Origin of the sequence: Dokdonia sp. Hel_I_53 (genome assembly GCF_007827465.1) — a bacterium.
GTDB lineage: Bacteria > Bacteroidota > Bacteroidia > Flavobacteriales > Flavobacteriaceae > Dokdonia.
The window spans coordinates 380,216-394,740 of the sequence record NZ_VISL01000001.1; the positions used below are offsets into that span (position 1 = coordinate 380,216).

The window sequence follows — 14,525 nt, forward strand, 5'->3', positions numbered from 1 at the left end:
TCTTTACGAGTAAACTGTCCTTGAGCCTAATCGAAAAATCCAATCGTCTCACGATGGAATCCTGATACCTGCCACGCTCTAATCGCAATGCAATCTCACGAGACTGTTCCAAGTTAAAACAGAAGTATTTCTCATTTTTTATAAGCTGTACTATCGGTTTTAAATCTTGAGAAATACAGCAATAGCTCTGCATCGCTATAACTAGAAATAGTAGTAATTTTTTCATTGAGACTCGTTTTTAGATGGCCGATTGTGACGGTATTCTTACTTACCAAAGCCGTAAGGCTATCCACCTGCTTTTCCAGATCTTCAATCTCCAGGTCTAGCGATTGATTTTTTATAAGCAGATTTTGATTTTGTTCTTTCCAGTCGCTAGGCGTTCTTAGCTCATATCCATTCTCTTGTGGAATGATGATCTGCGTAAGCACAAGGACGACCACCGCAAAAAAGAAAATGGCGAAAATGACTTTCCACTTATTCACGTTTATCTTCGTTTTCAGGTTTAAAAAGTCTGTTCAACACACTTTCTAAAATCAGCTTGTGGAAGACGAGCGCAAACACAAATGACTGCAACAGCATTTCTATCTTGTGCAGCATCGTATCTCTTATAAAATAGACGATGATACCGTAAAGAATTCCTACGATAAGCACGCGATAGCGTGTCTTGATCTTTATGCCAGTAAAATCTGCTAACCAATCTGTGACTGGTTTTTGATTAAGACCGAAGGCAATAATGATGAACGTAAAAATATATGCCCAATCTAGGCTAGATAAGTAGTGAACTAAGTGTTTTAGGATGTCTGTCATTTCAATTGATTTTTAAGGGTTTCTTTTATGATTTTGATGTCTGCGGTAAGCAGGGATATTTGATGATTTGGGAACATATTTTTGGTCAAATGTGCAACCAGAACAATCGTTGCTCCAGATGCCAATAGAGCGATGATGATCTTTGTAAGCGTCTGGTTAGTCATTGTGAGCGTGACTTCGGTTTTAATGCCGTCATCATCTACAAGGCTTGACACGATATCTTTAATGCTTTTACCCATAATTAGTTGGATTGGTTTTTAATGGATTCGTTCATTTCTAAGGCATTGAATAGTGATTCTGTTACCGTCTCAACTTTTAGATATTTCTCTACACGCTCTTGTACTTTTTCGTCAAAAACGCCAGTCACGATTCCAGCCCAACCGTAATTTCTTAGCAAATACACTTGCAAACGTTCCACATTTTTTCCCTTGCTTCCCAGTTGCAAAGGGAATTCATCAGCGACAGGTTTTTTAGGTACTGTTTTGGGTTTTGGTGCGCTGGACTTTTCTTCAGGTGCAGGTGGTTTTGACTTGACCACTTGCATTGAAGGTTTAAAGTCTTTCTGTTTTGGTCTTAAAATCTCCTTTTTCAAGACCGCCGCTACAGCTTGCTTTTGCTCTTCAGTATCTTCTCTTTTGCTTTTCAGCAATTGATGGGCAATGATCCCGACACCGAGTAAACCGCCAGTAATACAAACTACTTTTACGATGTTTTCTCGTTTCATTTCCCTACCATTTTTAGCGCTTTCCGCATTCCTGCGATGTCCTTTTCTGTAAATTCAGCTTTGCCCAATCGCTTTTTGGCAGCCTTTAACGTGAGCGGTCCAAAAACGCCATCAACTCCATCACGCTTTGAACCAGACTTACCTAGATTCTCTTTGTAAATCTTTAGATAGGCCTGTAAAATTTTTACATCTTGATGACGTGTTCTATATTTTAGCGGATAGCCAGTCTTCACGTATTTAATGCGTGGTGTAGATGAAGAGCTGGACGATGATCCTGAACTACTTGAAACAGGAATGGTCGTGTTTATAGGAATTATCTGTGGTGTGTTCTCCTGGTTTTGAGCCAGGTCGACTTCTTTTTGATCCTTCTTTTTCTTGTAGTACATATAGGCAACTGCGCCACCTGCGAGTACAACGATCACACTACCCACAACAATGAGATCTTTGTTTTGTTCAAAAAAGGTTTTCTTAGGTTTGGTTACGATTTTCTTCATAGTTATTGGGTTTGATAATTAGGTAATTGGCGCACAGGATTATGCACGTATTGTTTCATCTCCGATGCACTTAAAAAGCTGGACAAGTGTTTCCACAAATCCTGCTTGTACAGTTGCCAGTACGATTTTGAGAGACTTGCTACTTGGGTTTTATCTCGTAAGCGTTTCGCAAAAACGTCCTTGACTGCATCTTCATCATCGTTAAAAGTGCCTTTGGCATTCTTGAGCTTTTTTGCCAAATTTCTGGCTGTAGCATCATCGAGTATTTTAATCTTTCGTGGTGCGATCCATTGCTGCACATTGGTCAGATAATTCATATCAAAAGGCTTGTCCCAGTTGGGTTCTCGTTTAATCGTGCCTTGATTTCCTGTGGACACTTGGATTCCAGATCCTATATCTTTGCCGATGACCTGTTGGGCTTGTTGTTTTTCCTTTTTACGCTTTCGCGAAAGCGTAACAAACACACCTACTGTAACTGCCGCCATTGTAGCGCCACCTATCATCCACCATCCTGTTTTTGTTATTTTCATTCTCTCTTTTTTAAGCTGTTCTATAGTTGGGTATTTGTCCTATGATGCTCAGAATGATCTTGATTTCATCCTCCGAAAGTCGATTCTTAATGGTATCGATCAAGTTCTTGTTGTAAGTGCTTTGATACGCCTTAGCCACTTGCGAGACCTGGACTTTATCCTTTAATTTTCTAAACACGGCATACACCGCATCTTCATCATCTCCACCTTCATACCACGCGCCCCAAGACTTATGGATCTGCTTTGCAAAACTGGTTGCGCTGCTCTCACTCATTGCGATCACTTGACCATTTACATTCTGCAAAACTTTTGTGAGATAGTAAATGTCAAAGGCATTTTCCGCATCGAGATTATTTGCCGTGGTTGCCAGTTGTTTCTTTATATGCGTCAATAGTTCGCTTGTTTTTTTATCGCGTTTACGCTGGCGTATAGATAGAAATGAGCTTCCAACAATGAGAATTCCCACAGCACCGCCACTTACTTTATAGATGAGCTGTCTGTTCATTTGCCTAATAATTTAGTAGCACGTCCTGCTGGCGTGAGCATCGCCAGGTCTGTAATGTCTGCATCTTTTGCAGAGTTGCGTAAAACCACCACAATAAGAATGAGTGTGATCGTGAGAATTACCGGAACTCCGATAGCTAAGATCTTCGTAAGGCTCTTGCCCAAACCAAAAATATTACCGCCTATTTCCGAAATATCTGCAATAGTTCTGGTTGCCATATTGCTAACATCCAGCTCGTTCTTGAGTAACCATTTGTTAAATGATGGACTTGTGGTGCATATCGCAGACCCATTGGTTTTCCAAGTGACCAGCCACAGCATTTTTGCGTTATCCTGTCCCACTTCTTTTTTTAATTTGGCATAATAGCTCGTCCAGAAGTCGCAAGGGTCGTCGGCTTCTGGAATGAGAAAGGATGTGTTCTTTATAGTTACTTGCTGTGCCATTTAATTGCCTAAAAGTTGATTGGCTTGTTTTTCAATTTGGGTTTGATTGGGATCTTTCTCTTTAAGAAAAGCTATTAGGCGTTGCTTTAGTTTTGCTTCTCTGGCTCTCGCAACTCGCTTATCGTGATTGATGTATAGCTGTCGTCCCATCCAGAATCCTATGCCCAATGTGATGATGGTTCTCATATCAAAATCCTTGATAAATATTACACTTGGGAATCTCCAGTTCTTCCAGCCATTTCTTGACACTAAAACCAGGTTTATCACTATCCTGTTTTGTGGCGATCTCATTAAAACCCACAATGATGATTTCTGGAAACCTAATAGTATAAAATCGTATCACGGCTTCTAGTGTGGCGGTTTGTTCTTCGGTACGTGTGTCTTTCCACCACGCTTCTTTGAGTGTTCTGCCACCTACATAAGCAAGGTTTTTCACATTGCCAGTAATACCATATCTGCCTTGTGAGATGCCCCAAAGATCTACTTCGGTCGGGCTGTTTTCAGGGATAATGGTTTCCAAAGTGCCATCCTGCAATACGAGATAATCAAATCCAGGACGGTTCCAACCAAAACCACCATTGCGTTTGTCGTTGGTGTGTTTTTCGATGATCGTTCTTGCATCAAGATCTAAGGCTTCGCTGGTATCGGTACTGTGTATGACTAAAAAATCTACGTCTTTCATTTTGTTGAATTTTGAGTGATGGAATTATTGAGTTTTCTAAAGCCGAGTAATCGGTAAACTGGATATGCCTTGATATTTACTTGATTGTTCTGGTTGCCACCCAGACAGTAGATGTATTTCTTGTCTTCAGAATAGCCGATGAAGAATGCCACGTGACCTTTCCAGCTGTTTTTCTTGCTACGCCAGAAGACTACTATGTCGCCAATAGCTGGTTGCTTTGTTTCTGTTCCCACTCTCAGCCAAGAGCGTGCTGTGAGTTGATTGCTCATTTCCTTTCCACATTCTAGGGCAACCCAGTTTGTGAAAGCAGAGCACCAAGCGGTTTCATCGGTAGTGACCCAAGTATGACCTATCTTTTCAAAATAATCTAGTATTACAGGATTATGCTGTTGACCTACCAATTCCGTAACTCCATATTGGCTCAAAGCCGTGTTGATGATTGACTTCATAAAATGGATTTGAAGGGATTCTTAGGAACTCGTTTGGGAACGCCTTTACTCATTTGCACGCCATAGGCAAGCGACGCCTTTTCTGGAAGTAGATTGTACATTTCCAGCTTTTTGTAATACAAAATGAATGTGATGGTCTGCAAACCACCAATCTTAAAGCACCAACTGTTCTGGCCATCGAGCATCACACCATCGACACCAAAAACTTCTGATACATTCTGAAAACTCTGCGGACTTTGGTAATTACCAAGCGAAAGTGTTTTGCAGATCTCTTTTCCTGCAATGCTCTTTTGTAGCAGTTGCAAGGCATTTACACAACGTTCTCCAGAGGCGACGATTTTAAGGTGCTTCAACATTCCTGGACTAAACTTAAAATCTTCGCGCTCTTCGTGATATTCATCATTGATGGTTACCGTTGGACTTTTGGAAGAATTAAAAATGCTCAAAAGATTGAGTTGTGTAGTGACTTTAGCAATTTTAGATGTTGATTCACTATCCACCAATCGAAACTGGTCTTGTATATCCCAAGGTGTTTCCGTTTGGGCCTGCGTTTCGGCATTGATGCGCGTCGTACTTTTAGAAACTATGTTTTTGATTATAAGTTCATTTGTCTCGTTATCAAAGCGTATTTCCGTAGGTCGTTTTCCAGTCCTATTAGCATCTACCACTTTGTGATTTAAACCGATGTGATACATCATATTATTTACTGAACCTATGACATACACCATTCCGTAGAAATAGCCAGAATTTGTATTTATGGCCAGCGCTACTGGCGAAACCGTTCCAGGCATCGCATTCTCCGTCAATGGAATTGTAGCAATTACAGTCCCATCACGAGCAACTACCGAAACAGAATCCGAAAGCTGATTGGCCACATACAATAAATCATTTGCAGGGTTAAGCACTACTTGCTGTGGATGCGTACCTACCAAAACATCTATTTTTTCGGCGTTCTCAATAAATAAAGGGTCTGTGATAGGCTTATCGCTATTACCACCCCAAAGACAAACATTTCTGGTGTCTGGCGTGTGATTTTTGACAGTTACCTGCATTACATCAAACTCATCGTGCAGGTATTTTTGATACTGTTTAAAACCTTCCTTTTGTTTTTGGTCTTTTATGAGATTACGCTTTCGCGAAAGCGGACTTCTACCAGAACCACAATCAGAAATTTCCATAACACCTTCATCGGTCGCATAGAAAACAGCATCTCTTGAAGGGTCGCAATTTCTCTTTCTTGTTTCTGGAAAAGCAACGTGCATCACGCCAGATCGTGTACCCCATTTTTTTAAATCGGTTGTGTATTTTGCAGAATTATCTTTCATATAAGCATCTTCGTTAGAATGGATTGTCCTTTTAATAACCGCAGGATCTTCGCAACTTTCACAGGCGAAAGTTTCTGTGTTTTTGGACGTTAATTTTATCGTTGCGCCCATTGTAAATACTGCCATTGTGATAAGAAATAGTTTATGCATTTGCTCTATAATTTTCTATGAAGGCAACCACGTCCTTGGTGCGCTGTACCTGTGATGCGCCCACGTGATGTGGATTATTGCCAAAAACCTTGGTCACGGCATAAATGGCTTCAATCGTCGGGAAACCGTAGTCCAGATATTTCTTAATGCCACAGAGATCTGCTGTTTTTTGACTTCTAGTATTAAGGAACCAATGGCATCCTTCGTGGGCAAGAATTGCCACGCGGATAGGAATGGTATAGCCAATGAATAAGCGCTGTGAGATCTGTACACGTGGCATCTTGCGATGTGTGCGCGCCGGTGTGATTAATTCCTTTCCAAAAGCATCTGTTATCGTAGGTAAGTATTGAAATAGAAACTCGTGGTTTTTGGAATCGTAAAAGCCTGTAGGCGTGTGTCCCGCTTTTTGGGCAAAGTCTATGGCAAAATCCATAAAGCGATGTTGCTCGGTAGTTGCCCAGACTTCGGCAGGTTTCATTTTTTCTACCTTGAAGTAGCTCATATCAAACTGATAGTCTTCTCCAGAAACTTTGTCAAACAGCTCCATTTCCAGTACTTCTGGCGTTACGGGAAGCGAGATCACAAATTCTCGTTTCTCATCGCCTTCATAGAACTGCGCTTTTCTCCTGAAATAATACGTATTAGGATATCGCGGATCGTACACGCGTATGCCCAACTGCACTGGCATTTTGGACTTGATACCCAGTCGTATTTTGAAACGCTCTTTATTTGATGGAATCGGGATAATCATTGGCTATACAGTTGCTTGTTCTTTCTATTCTTAATAACCACTAATCCCACAACGCCAACTACGACCACGCCACCTAGAACAAAAACTATGGTGGGAATACCTTTCTTTTCTTCTTCAGGAACATCTGCCGTACCGATTGAAAAATCAAAATCTGATGCAGGTTCATTAGCACCGCCAAATCCTGTGGGAGATGTTGGTTTTGTAATCGTATCGATAGCAGCACCTATAGCCGTTGCTCCGCCCATATCCTGAACGGCGTTACCCAGTTTAGAAAAGAAGGCTTTGCTTTTAGCGCGTCGTGCAATGCGCTTCGGTGCGCTGCGTCTTGCCGCTCTTCGCGCTTTTCGTTTGGCACGACGCGCACGACGTTTCTTTTTGTTGCCAAAGAAATCGTCATAATTATCGTCTAGAATGTATTCTGTTTCTCCTGTAATCATACGTTATAGTACTTCCAGAACACGCAAGGTGCTTCCGTTGGGTTCGTAGTTTATTTTGTGGTAACCTTTACCTACAAATGGATAGCTTTTGGCTTCGCCTGGAAGAAGGGAAACGCCATTTACTTGAGCCGTTTTTTCTCCTATATTCTTGACAGACCCATACAGAAATCCTTCCTGGAAACTTCCATCGTCAGATACTTCACTTTCCTTTATTTGCGCCAGTATGTCCATTGCTTTTCTTTTTGATTTGAATGTATTTATAGATGCCAAAACCTACAGCGCCAGTAACTCCGACGATAGCAATGATCTTAACCACCTTCGCTGTTTTACCGTCCGACTTCATTGCCTTTTCTGCTGCTGCTTTCTCCACTGTTGCAGGAACTTGAAGGCTTGCTATTTGCGCTTTTGTAACCTTTTGATCTTTACTGATAGGCTTGCCCTTTTTTATCAAGGTGGGCTTGAATATAGGTTTGCTAGGTAGCTTGGTTTTTATAGGTGTTCCTTTGGGAATTAAGATGCTTACTGGGACTTTAGATGGCAGCTTTTTACGAACTACTTTCTTTTTCCTAATAGGTCTTGGTCTTCCTTTTACAATAGGTGGTCGTCGCAAGATTTTCCGTCTAGGTGCGATTTTGATACGTCTATTTGGGGCACGTCTTGCGATTCTTCTTGCCTTTCTGCGCTGTCTATGTATTTTCCTGCGACCACGTCTAAAGTTGTCGTAATCTCCATCGTCGTACACGTCATAATCTGTTAATCCGAATGTGTTTGTCATAGCTGTTGTGGCATTTGCGCACGTTGACCGCCATACGGCATCGGTGGCTGTTTGGACTTCATTAATATCGCTGCACCTATGCCCAGAACCACCACACCGCCGCCTATCATCAGCATCATATTGGTTTTCTTTTTTGCTTCGGCTTCCTTGCGTTTTTGTTCTTCTCGACGGCGTTCTTCTGCCTGTCGTCGCTCTTCATCACGGCGGCGTTGTTCTTCACGCATCTGTTGCATACGGCGCTCCATATCTCTTTTGGCCGCAGCTGCCTGAGCTGCCGCTGCGGCTGCTGCATTAGTATTGCCACCAGAACTACGGCGTTTTTTCTTTTTGAAGAGACCGCCCAGGATTCCCACGGCACCTTTGGCCACGGCTCCCCAAAACTCGTCCTCGCGACCTGCAAGTCTGGATATGAGTTCTGCAAGCGCTTTCGCGAAAGCGGAATTATCATCCTTCATCAGTTCTACAGTCTCATTAATGAGTGCCTTGTGTGATGGCCTGTCACGGAAAGTGATCCCATAGACACGCAAGAGCTGTTGCAGTTCTAAGGGATAGTGCAGGATCAGGTATGAGATATCATCTATCGCCTGATTGTATTTCAATTGTTTGGTTTTATTTGCCATTTTTTAAGTCAAATTTTATGCTCGCACCTACCAGAACACCTGCGATAAATACGACGCCAAAAAGCAACATCTCATCTTTTGTGATATGGATGCCTTTGGGTTTCTCGGCAGCTACTTCTGGTTTGGATTCTGGTTTGCTTTCCTTGCGTTTGCGCAGTTCGTTCCAGACCATTTGAACTTCCTGTGCTAGGTTTTTGTCTTCCAGATCTTCATTGGATCGCTTTACGATGTCCTGATAATACTTCTCTAGGGCTTTATCATCATAGGAATTGAACTGATCCAGAAAACTGTCTTCATCTCCAGAACCTGCATAGTTGGAATGACCGCAGGATTTACAATAGTTTTCCGCTTTCGTACTTCGGCTACGCTCAGTATGAACTACAGCGTTTTCACCACAGGCAGCACATTTGGAATTTTCAACAGTATTTACCTGAAGTATCGCTGCCTTGTCTGGATGAATTTCTAAAAGATCCTTGATGACCTTTCTCCCTTTGTTCTTTACAAGTTCTTTGACCGCCTGGGACAGATGTTGCTGGTTATCAATTTTTTCAAAACCGTAATCAAACAAGATGTCATTTGCGGCATCTGTGTTATGAAAGACGATATAGTCTATCCTGTTCTGTGCGAGATTTTTGGGGTTATTGTTGCGTTTCATAGGGTGTCGTTAAAAAAGAACAGCCAGAGCTAGGTTTGGGGAAACCGTGACTCTGGCTGTCTCAATTAGGGAAAGAGTCAAGACTCAAGTCGGAGCTCCAACTATCGTCTCTTACGTCTTACAAGGCGTGACTTAGACCGTCTTGCCACCGGTTTTCTGACATATCGACGACGGCTTACAGGTCTCCTGCGAGAACGTCTCACTCTACGTCTGGGACGCCCTAATGGTCTGGGTTTTCTACGACTGCGTATCAGGTCCAGTTGTGGAAGTCCAGTCGTACGTGGTGCACGAGAGAGTTCTGCAACGTTCTGACCTTTAAGCAAGTTGCCCAGATTTGCTCTTGCTTTAATGGTAAATGTGAATACGGCTGTAACGCCATCCTCTACCATAATCTGTAGGGAATCCTGTCCCGTCACGTCCATCTCGAAGTTGTCATCGTCAATGAGCGTTTGGGTAAAGTTTTGTGGCGAAGTCGCATTACGCGGTTGATACACTCTGGTCGTTTTTGAACCTGAAGCTGTTCTACGCTCCACGCGCAGTACATTATCAAACTGTAGCGGATTGCTCACAGAGTACTTCATTCCCGATATTTTAAAAGGGTTTGCCTTACTCTCTTCACGTACTTCCTTGTGACTGGATTCTTCTATCTCTACGGTCACACCATTAGGCTGTGCTGCCTCACGGTTACCGCCAAAAACATTTGCCTCTGCCGCTGCGCCAGATTTGTTTGTGATCACTACCGTTAGGGTACGGTCGTTAGGATCAATCTTGCCTACTGTGGCTGCGGTGTAATCGTCATAATCATCTTCGTACTCAACTTCATCTGCATAATCGTCATAGTCGTCGTACTCGTCTTCAAACTCATCATCATAACCATCTTCTAGGCCTTCAAAGCCTGTATCGAAGTCGTCCTCATCGTCATAGTCATCGTAGTCTTCTTCGTGGTCGTAATCGTCGTATTGGTTTTCTGCGTCTTCTTCGTAGCGCATTAACTCGTCGTTATAATCTTTCATTAGTCTGGGATTTGTCCATTGAAACAATGGAGTTTTTCATCTCAAGAATATGTTGTCCCTTATGGCGCATCTCTAAATGCTATGCCTTTTTGGTAGGGACAGCCGCAGTCTTCTTGTTTTTTTCTGCGAGCTTTTTTGCCTTCATCTTTTGAACCATAGGTGCTACCAGTAAGGTTCCTATTGCGATGCCGGCGATTCCTGCTCCTACGCAATACATTATAGGTTGCCAGGCGATGTCATTTTTCTGTGCCATTTTGGGTTGTTTTTGTAAAACTGTTTGTAATAATGGGCAGGTCTCTAAACCTTGTGAGCACAAAGATGAAGGGAAGAAGAAGGTTTACCGTGGTAGGGTTTGGGACTTTGGGACGGAGATAGAGATGCTGGAGCTATAGAACGAGCTATAAATAAAGAAACTGATAAAGGAATAGATATTGCTATATATGTCAAGTAAATAGATGTAAAAACTTGACATTATAAAGAATTAAACTATCTTTGTAATGCTTAAACTATGAATATAACAGCATACATAAAAGATAAGATAGCTCGTATAGATGCAGGAGATGCATTTACATACGATGATCTGGCTATACCTCAAGGTGAGTTTACAGCTGCTTCTAAGTCTTTAAGTAGACTAGTTACTGCTGGTACTATAAAGAGATATAGAAAAGGTGTTTATTATAAGCCTAAACAAACAGACTTTGGCGAATTAAGACCTAGTGATACAGAACTGCTCAATATCTATCTTTTTGAAGATAACAAACAGGTGGCCTACATTACTGGAGTGCGATTGTACAATCAATTCAGGCTGACCACTCAGGTTCCTAACGTGGTAAGAGTTGCGAGTTCTTCAAAGCAAGTACGTGGTAAGGTAGGAAACACAATGGTGCGGCCTGCAAAGAGCTATGTTACCGTTTCTAAAAAGAATATTCCATTACTACAGGTGCTCGATGTTGCAAAAGACTTTAAAAATATTCCTGATGGCGACAGCTCCCAGATTCTTTCGTTTCTTAAAAACAGAATAGCTCAATTTTCGGCAAAAGATCTGGAACGTTTTACCGCTTTCGCGAAAGCGTACCCACCTAAAGTTGCTGCCTTAATAGGTGCCATCTACGAGTTTATGGGATTAGAAAAACAGAGCAACGCATTGCGTGAGAACATCAATGCCTTAAGTACCTACACCTTTGGGATTTCCAAGGATATACTACCAACTATTAACAACTGGAACATCGCTTAATGAGATTACACGAATATCAAGAACCCTTCAGAAATGCGATACGTGCTGCCGCAGATCATTTCGGCATTGCCGAAATATTTATTGAAAAAGATTACTGGGTCACTTTTGCGCTCAAGCAAATATTTACAAATCCTGCATCAAAGGATATTACTGTGTTTAAAGGTGGAACGTCTTTATCAAAATGTCATAAGATTATCGAGCGCTTTTCGGAAGATATAGATCTCGTCATCATCACTGACGAAGAAGAAGGAAGTAACGCCATCAAGAAGAAACTTAAGCTTGTCACAGAAGCTGTGGCTGAACCCTTGACTTATGTACCTGGTCACTTAATCGAGAACAAAAAGGGTAAGATCAGAAAACTGGTATATAGCTACGATAAAAGCGGAATGGATGGAGCCTTTGGCCACGTGCGTGATGAGATAGTGGTAGAAGTGTCCAGCTATGGAAGCCCGCATCCCAGCAGTGCGGTTGAAATACACTCGATGATTACCGGTTTAATTGCCAGTACAGGAAATGTGGATCTGATAACCAAATACGAGCTCGAACCTTTTAAAGTTGTTGCGCTAGATATTGAGCGTACCTTTTGTGAGAAAGTGATAAGCCTCGTGCGATTTTCATATACCGAAACCCCTTTGAAAGACTTGGCAGATAAAGTAAGGCACACCTATGATTTGCACCAATTACTAAAGTTAGAGCGAATACAAGATTTTCTAGCAAGTGAAGACTTTTCTGCAATGCTCAATCAGGTAGGTAAAGATGATGACAAAGCGATTCCCAATGACAAGGAATGGCTCTCACAACACCCAAACAAAGCACTCATATTTGAAGATATTGAAGGCGTTTGGAGCAAAATAAAATTAACCTACAACAGCTCTTTCAAAGAGTTGCTTACTGGGGATTTACCTAATGACGAAGAAGTCTTGAAATCTCTTAAAGCTATTAAGAATCGTTTGGGAGAAATTAAATGGGAGATGTCATAAGTAACAACAAACTTAATATCAATATGAACCCATTAGATCAATTTAAAAATATAAATGCAAGCCAAAAAGCAATAGAAGCAGCGATGGGTAGTATTGCGAAATTAGATTGGGTAAATGAAATGACTAAACGCATTCAGTATCCTACAAATATTGCAGCATTTGGTGGTGCTTTAGATATCCTTAAATCAATGCACCAACATCCTGGAATTGAATCGATGAATTCTATTTCTAAAGTGACATCTGGAATCGTACCGCTATTAGATTGGTATAAAGACAATCCACTTAAAAATCAGATGGATGGCATTATAACCAATCACGCCTTGCTCAATCAGCGCTTGTCATCTTTATCATCTTTATCATCAATGTATGCTGAAAATTATGTGAAGCCATTGAATGCTATAGAAGTTGCACTGAGAGGTATTTCTACAGATTTTTTGAAGAATATATCATTTGATGATCTTGATGTAGCTGAAGAGGAATATGATCTTGTTGAGGAGGCTACCGAAGCAATAGTGACTCAAGCAGAATCGCTACAAACTTTCTCAGATAAGTATGTGACTCAGGAAAGTTTTGAAAAATTTCAGATACAGTTATTTGATGAATTGCAACTGATAAGTTCAAAGTCTAAATCAGAAAAAGCTAAAGCCTTTATTTTTCAAATAATGCAAATCATTTCATTTGTTGTGATGATTTTTTCATTACACAGCGATTCCCATAAAATGACAAACAAAGAGCTTTCTGAAATCATAGACGATAAATTTAAATCGCATCAAGAGCACACTAATATAAAGTTAGATAGCATTTTAAGTCAAATCACGAAACAAAGGCTTGCAACTACTGACGTAAATCTGAGAGTGAACAATAAGAAAAGAGCTGCAATAAAGGGTATCGTTAAAAAAGGACAGTTGATAAGCGTTATTGAGACTCGACATAAGTACTTATTAATCTATTATATTGATCAAGAAACTGGTGAGCCTAAATCCGGTTTTGTTTTCAAAAAAAACTTTGAAAAGATTGATTAAAATCACATAGGCCCAACCATCCCATCTTCGTGATACCGTAACTTATCTGAAATCAATTTTACGATGGCATCGTTCTTTGTTTTGTAGGTGTTGTTGCCGTCAAAATCTTCTTCATTCAGTAGCATTTTCACTTTACGGCTTTCTTCCTGGTCAATAAATTTTTTACAGGCACGTATAAACGCTGCACGGCTACATCCACGGATGCGTTGCTCTCGCATATTGATATAAACAAAGAAACTTTTCTGGATTTTATATTCTTGTTCTGTGATCTTGCCCATAGCAAAGGCATTGGAACATAATTCATATTGTTCATCGACAATAAGCTGACCGATACGAACCATTTGATATTTTGGGATGCGCTCGCGATAGCGCGTCACATCATCCACCTGATGATGCAAACGTAACCACGTACAGTTTTGCCATTCTGATGTAGTAATTTTTGCTACAGACTGGTGCGTGAGTACTATATCGATTCCTTTATGGCGCACGGTACAGAGTGCACCGATCATCGACTGCCCTTTGGCGCCAGTCATATAGTGATCAATATCGTCCAGAACCACCAAGCCATTTTTAAAGTGCTTCATTATTTTGGTAATGACTTCTTTCTTTTCGTCATTATCCATAGGTGATCCATCTGGGTTAAAAGGTCTAATTCTACGTGAGGTTACTTTGGTCAGTGCCTTTAGATGATTTGGACTTACCGTACGAAATTGCGGATAATCATCATCGTTAGTATCAAAAGCAAGTACCTTACGACCTTTCTTGCCTACCGCAAGATGATCCATCATATAGCGTTTGATCTCTTGCTTGTTCCTGTATGTCTTCCCGACACCAGTCTCGCCACAGACCAGTAAGATCATTGGCTGGCGTTCTAAGTCTTCTTTGAGATAGCTTATGGGTTTTCTTCCGCGATTAGAATTTACAGACAT

General features: G+C 41.2%; 24 protein-coding genes. 3 read left to right on the top strand and 21 right to left on the bottom strand.

Features of this window, described 5'->3' with window-relative positions:
• Positions 1-131 precede the first annotated feature (131 nt).
• From OD90_RS01660 to OD90_RS13100, 20 genes are all read right to left on the bottom strand, one after another.
• Entirely contained in the window at positions 132-482 is a 351-nt protein-coding gene (locus tag OD90_RS01660) for a hypothetical protein (protein ID WP_144665665.1), read from the bottom strand.
• Positions 475-807 carry a hypothetical protein gene (locus tag OD90_RS01665; protein ID WP_144665667.1) on the bottom strand — a complete coding sequence of 111 codons (333 nt, stop codon included), beginning with the start codon at positions 805-807 and terminating at the stop codon, positions 475-477. Before OD90_RS01665 ends, OD90_RS01660 begins: the two co-directional genes overlap by 8 nt.
• Positions 804-1,046, bottom strand: a complete 243-nt coding sequence (locus tag OD90_RS01670) for a hypothetical protein (protein WP_144665669.1) — start codon at positions 1,044-1,046, stop codon at positions 804-806. The genes OD90_RS01665 and OD90_RS01670 overlap by 4 nt, the downstream gene beginning before the upstream one ends.
• A 2-nt stretch (positions 1,047-1,048) precedes the next feature.
• A complete protein-coding gene (locus tag OD90_RS01675; RefSeq protein ID WP_144665671.1) occupies positions 1,049-1,531 on the bottom strand; it encodes a peptidoglycan-binding domain-containing protein in 483 nt (160 codons plus the stop codon).
• Positions 1,528-2,025 (bottom strand): peptidoglycan-binding domain-containing protein, encoded by a 498-nt coding sequence (locus OD90_RS01680; RefSeq protein WP_144665673.1) that lies wholly within the window; start codon positions 2,023-2,025, stop codon positions 1,528-1,530. The genes OD90_RS01675 and OD90_RS01680 overlap by 4 nt, the downstream gene beginning before the upstream one ends.
• 2 nt (positions 2,026-2,027) lie before the next feature.
• Positions 2,028-2,555: a hypothetical protein gene (locus OD90_RS01685; protein WP_144665675.1), complete on the bottom strand. Its 528-nt coding sequence runs from the start codon at positions 2,553-2,555 to the stop codon at positions 2,028-2,030.
• Positions 2,556-2,565: 10 nt separating this feature from the next.
• Entirely contained in the window at positions 2,566-3,060 is a 495-nt protein-coding gene (locus OD90_RS01690) for a hypothetical protein (RefSeq protein ID WP_144665677.1), read from the bottom strand.
• Positions 3,057-3,503 carry a hypothetical protein gene (locus OD90_RS01695; protein ID WP_144665679.1) on the bottom strand — a complete coding sequence of 149 codons (447 nt, stop codon included), beginning with the start codon at positions 3,501-3,503 and terminating at the stop codon, positions 3,057-3,059. The genes OD90_RS01690 and OD90_RS01695 overlap by 4 nt, the downstream gene beginning before the upstream one ends.
• Positions 3,504-3,689 carry a hypothetical protein gene (locus tag OD90_RS01700; protein ID WP_144665681.1) on the bottom strand — a complete coding sequence of 62 codons (186 nt, stop codon included), beginning with the start codon at positions 3,687-3,689 and terminating at the stop codon, positions 3,504-3,506. It abuts the gene before it with no gap.
• 1 nt (position 3,690) lies between these two features.
• Positions 3,691-4,185, bottom strand: a complete 495-nt coding sequence (locus OD90_RS01705; RefSeq protein WP_144665683.1) for an N-acetylmuramoyl-L-alanine amidase — start codon at positions 4,183-4,185, stop codon at positions 3,691-3,693.
• Entirely contained in the window at positions 4,182-4,634 is a 453-nt protein-coding gene (locus OD90_RS01710; protein ID WP_144665685.1) for a TIGR02594 family protein, read from the bottom strand. The genes OD90_RS01705 and OD90_RS01710 overlap by 4 nt, the downstream gene beginning before the upstream one ends.
• A complete protein-coding gene (locus tag OD90_RS01715; protein ID WP_144665687.1) occupies positions 4,631-6,109 on the bottom strand; it encodes a YncE family protein in 1,479 nt (492 codons plus the stop codon). Before OD90_RS01715 ends, OD90_RS01710 begins: the two co-directional genes overlap by 4 nt.
• The gene (locus OD90_RS01720) at positions 6,102-6,860 is read right to left on the bottom strand and encodes a hypothetical protein (RefSeq protein ID WP_144665689.1); all 759 of its coding nucleotides are present in this window, start codon (positions 6,858-6,860) and stop codon (positions 6,102-6,104) included. Before OD90_RS01720 ends, OD90_RS01715 begins: the two co-directional genes overlap by 8 nt.
• Complete coding sequence (locus OD90_RS01725) at positions 6,857-7,297, bottom strand: hypothetical protein (protein ID WP_144665691.1); 441 nt, start codon at positions 7,295-7,297, stop codon at positions 6,857-6,859. The genes OD90_RS01720 and OD90_RS01725 overlap by 4 nt, the downstream gene beginning before the upstream one ends.
• 3 nt (positions 7,298-7,300) lie before the next feature.
• Positions 7,301-7,528, bottom strand: a complete 228-nt coding sequence (locus OD90_RS01730) for a hypothetical protein (RefSeq protein ID WP_144665693.1) — start codon at positions 7,526-7,528, stop codon at positions 7,301-7,303.
• On the bottom strand, positions 7,497-8,072 hold the full coding sequence (locus OD90_RS01735; protein WP_144665695.1) for a hypothetical protein: 576 nt from the start codon (positions 8,070-8,072) through the stop codon (positions 7,497-7,499). Before OD90_RS01735 ends, OD90_RS01730 begins: the two co-directional genes overlap by 32 nt.
• Positions 8,069-8,692 carry a hypothetical protein gene (locus OD90_RS01740; RefSeq protein ID WP_144665697.1) on the bottom strand — a complete coding sequence of 208 codons (624 nt, stop codon included), beginning with the start codon at positions 8,690-8,692 and terminating at the stop codon, positions 8,069-8,071. The genes OD90_RS01735 and OD90_RS01740 overlap by 4 nt, the downstream gene beginning before the upstream one ends.
• Positions 8,682-9,347 (bottom strand): hypothetical protein, encoded by a 666-nt coding sequence (locus tag OD90_RS01745; RefSeq protein WP_144665699.1) that lies wholly within the window; start codon positions 9,345-9,347, stop codon positions 8,682-8,684. Before OD90_RS01745 ends, OD90_RS01740 begins: the two co-directional genes overlap by 11 nt.
• A gap of 101 nt (positions 9,348-9,448) precedes the next feature.
• A complete protein-coding gene (locus tag OD90_RS01750) occupies positions 9,449-10,360 on the bottom strand; it encodes a hypothetical protein (protein ID WP_144665701.1) in 912 nt (303 codons plus the stop codon).
• A gap of 79 nt (positions 10,361-10,439) precedes the next feature.
• Positions 10,440-10,613 carry a hypothetical protein gene (locus OD90_RS13100; protein ID WP_186434694.1) on the bottom strand — a complete coding sequence of 58 codons (174 nt, stop codon included), beginning with the start codon at positions 10,611-10,613 and terminating at the stop codon, positions 10,440-10,442.
• Positions 10,614-10,868: 255 nt separating this feature from the next.
• Between OD90_RS13100 and OD90_RS01755 the strand changes: the two genes are divergently transcribed.
• The 3 genes from OD90_RS01755 to OD90_RS01765 are packed head-to-tail and all read left to right on the top strand — an operon-like array spanning position 10,869 to position 13,596.
• Positions 10,869-11,594 carry a DUF6088 family protein gene (locus OD90_RS01755; protein WP_144665703.1) on the top strand — a complete coding sequence of 242 codons (726 nt, stop codon included), beginning with the start codon at positions 10,869-10,871 and terminating at the stop codon, positions 11,592-11,594.
• Entirely contained in the window at positions 11,594-12,574 is a 981-nt protein-coding gene (locus tag OD90_RS01760; RefSeq protein WP_144665705.1) for a nucleotidyl transferase AbiEii/AbiGii toxin family protein, read from the top strand. The genes OD90_RS01755 and OD90_RS01760 overlap by 1 nt, the downstream gene beginning before the upstream one ends.
• A gap of 23 nt (positions 12,575-12,597) precedes the next feature.
• Entirely contained in the window at positions 12,598-13,596 is a 999-nt protein-coding gene (locus tag OD90_RS01765; protein ID WP_144665707.1) for a hypothetical protein, read from the top strand.
• A 2-nt stretch (positions 13,597-13,598) separates the two neighbouring features.
• On the opposite strand, the gene OD90_RS01770 is transcribed toward OD90_RS01765, so the two are convergent.
• Positions 13,599-14,525 (bottom strand): zonular occludens toxin domain-containing protein, encoded by a 927-nt coding sequence (locus tag OD90_RS01770; RefSeq protein ID WP_144665709.1) that lies wholly within the window; start codon positions 14,523-14,525, stop codon positions 13,599-13,601.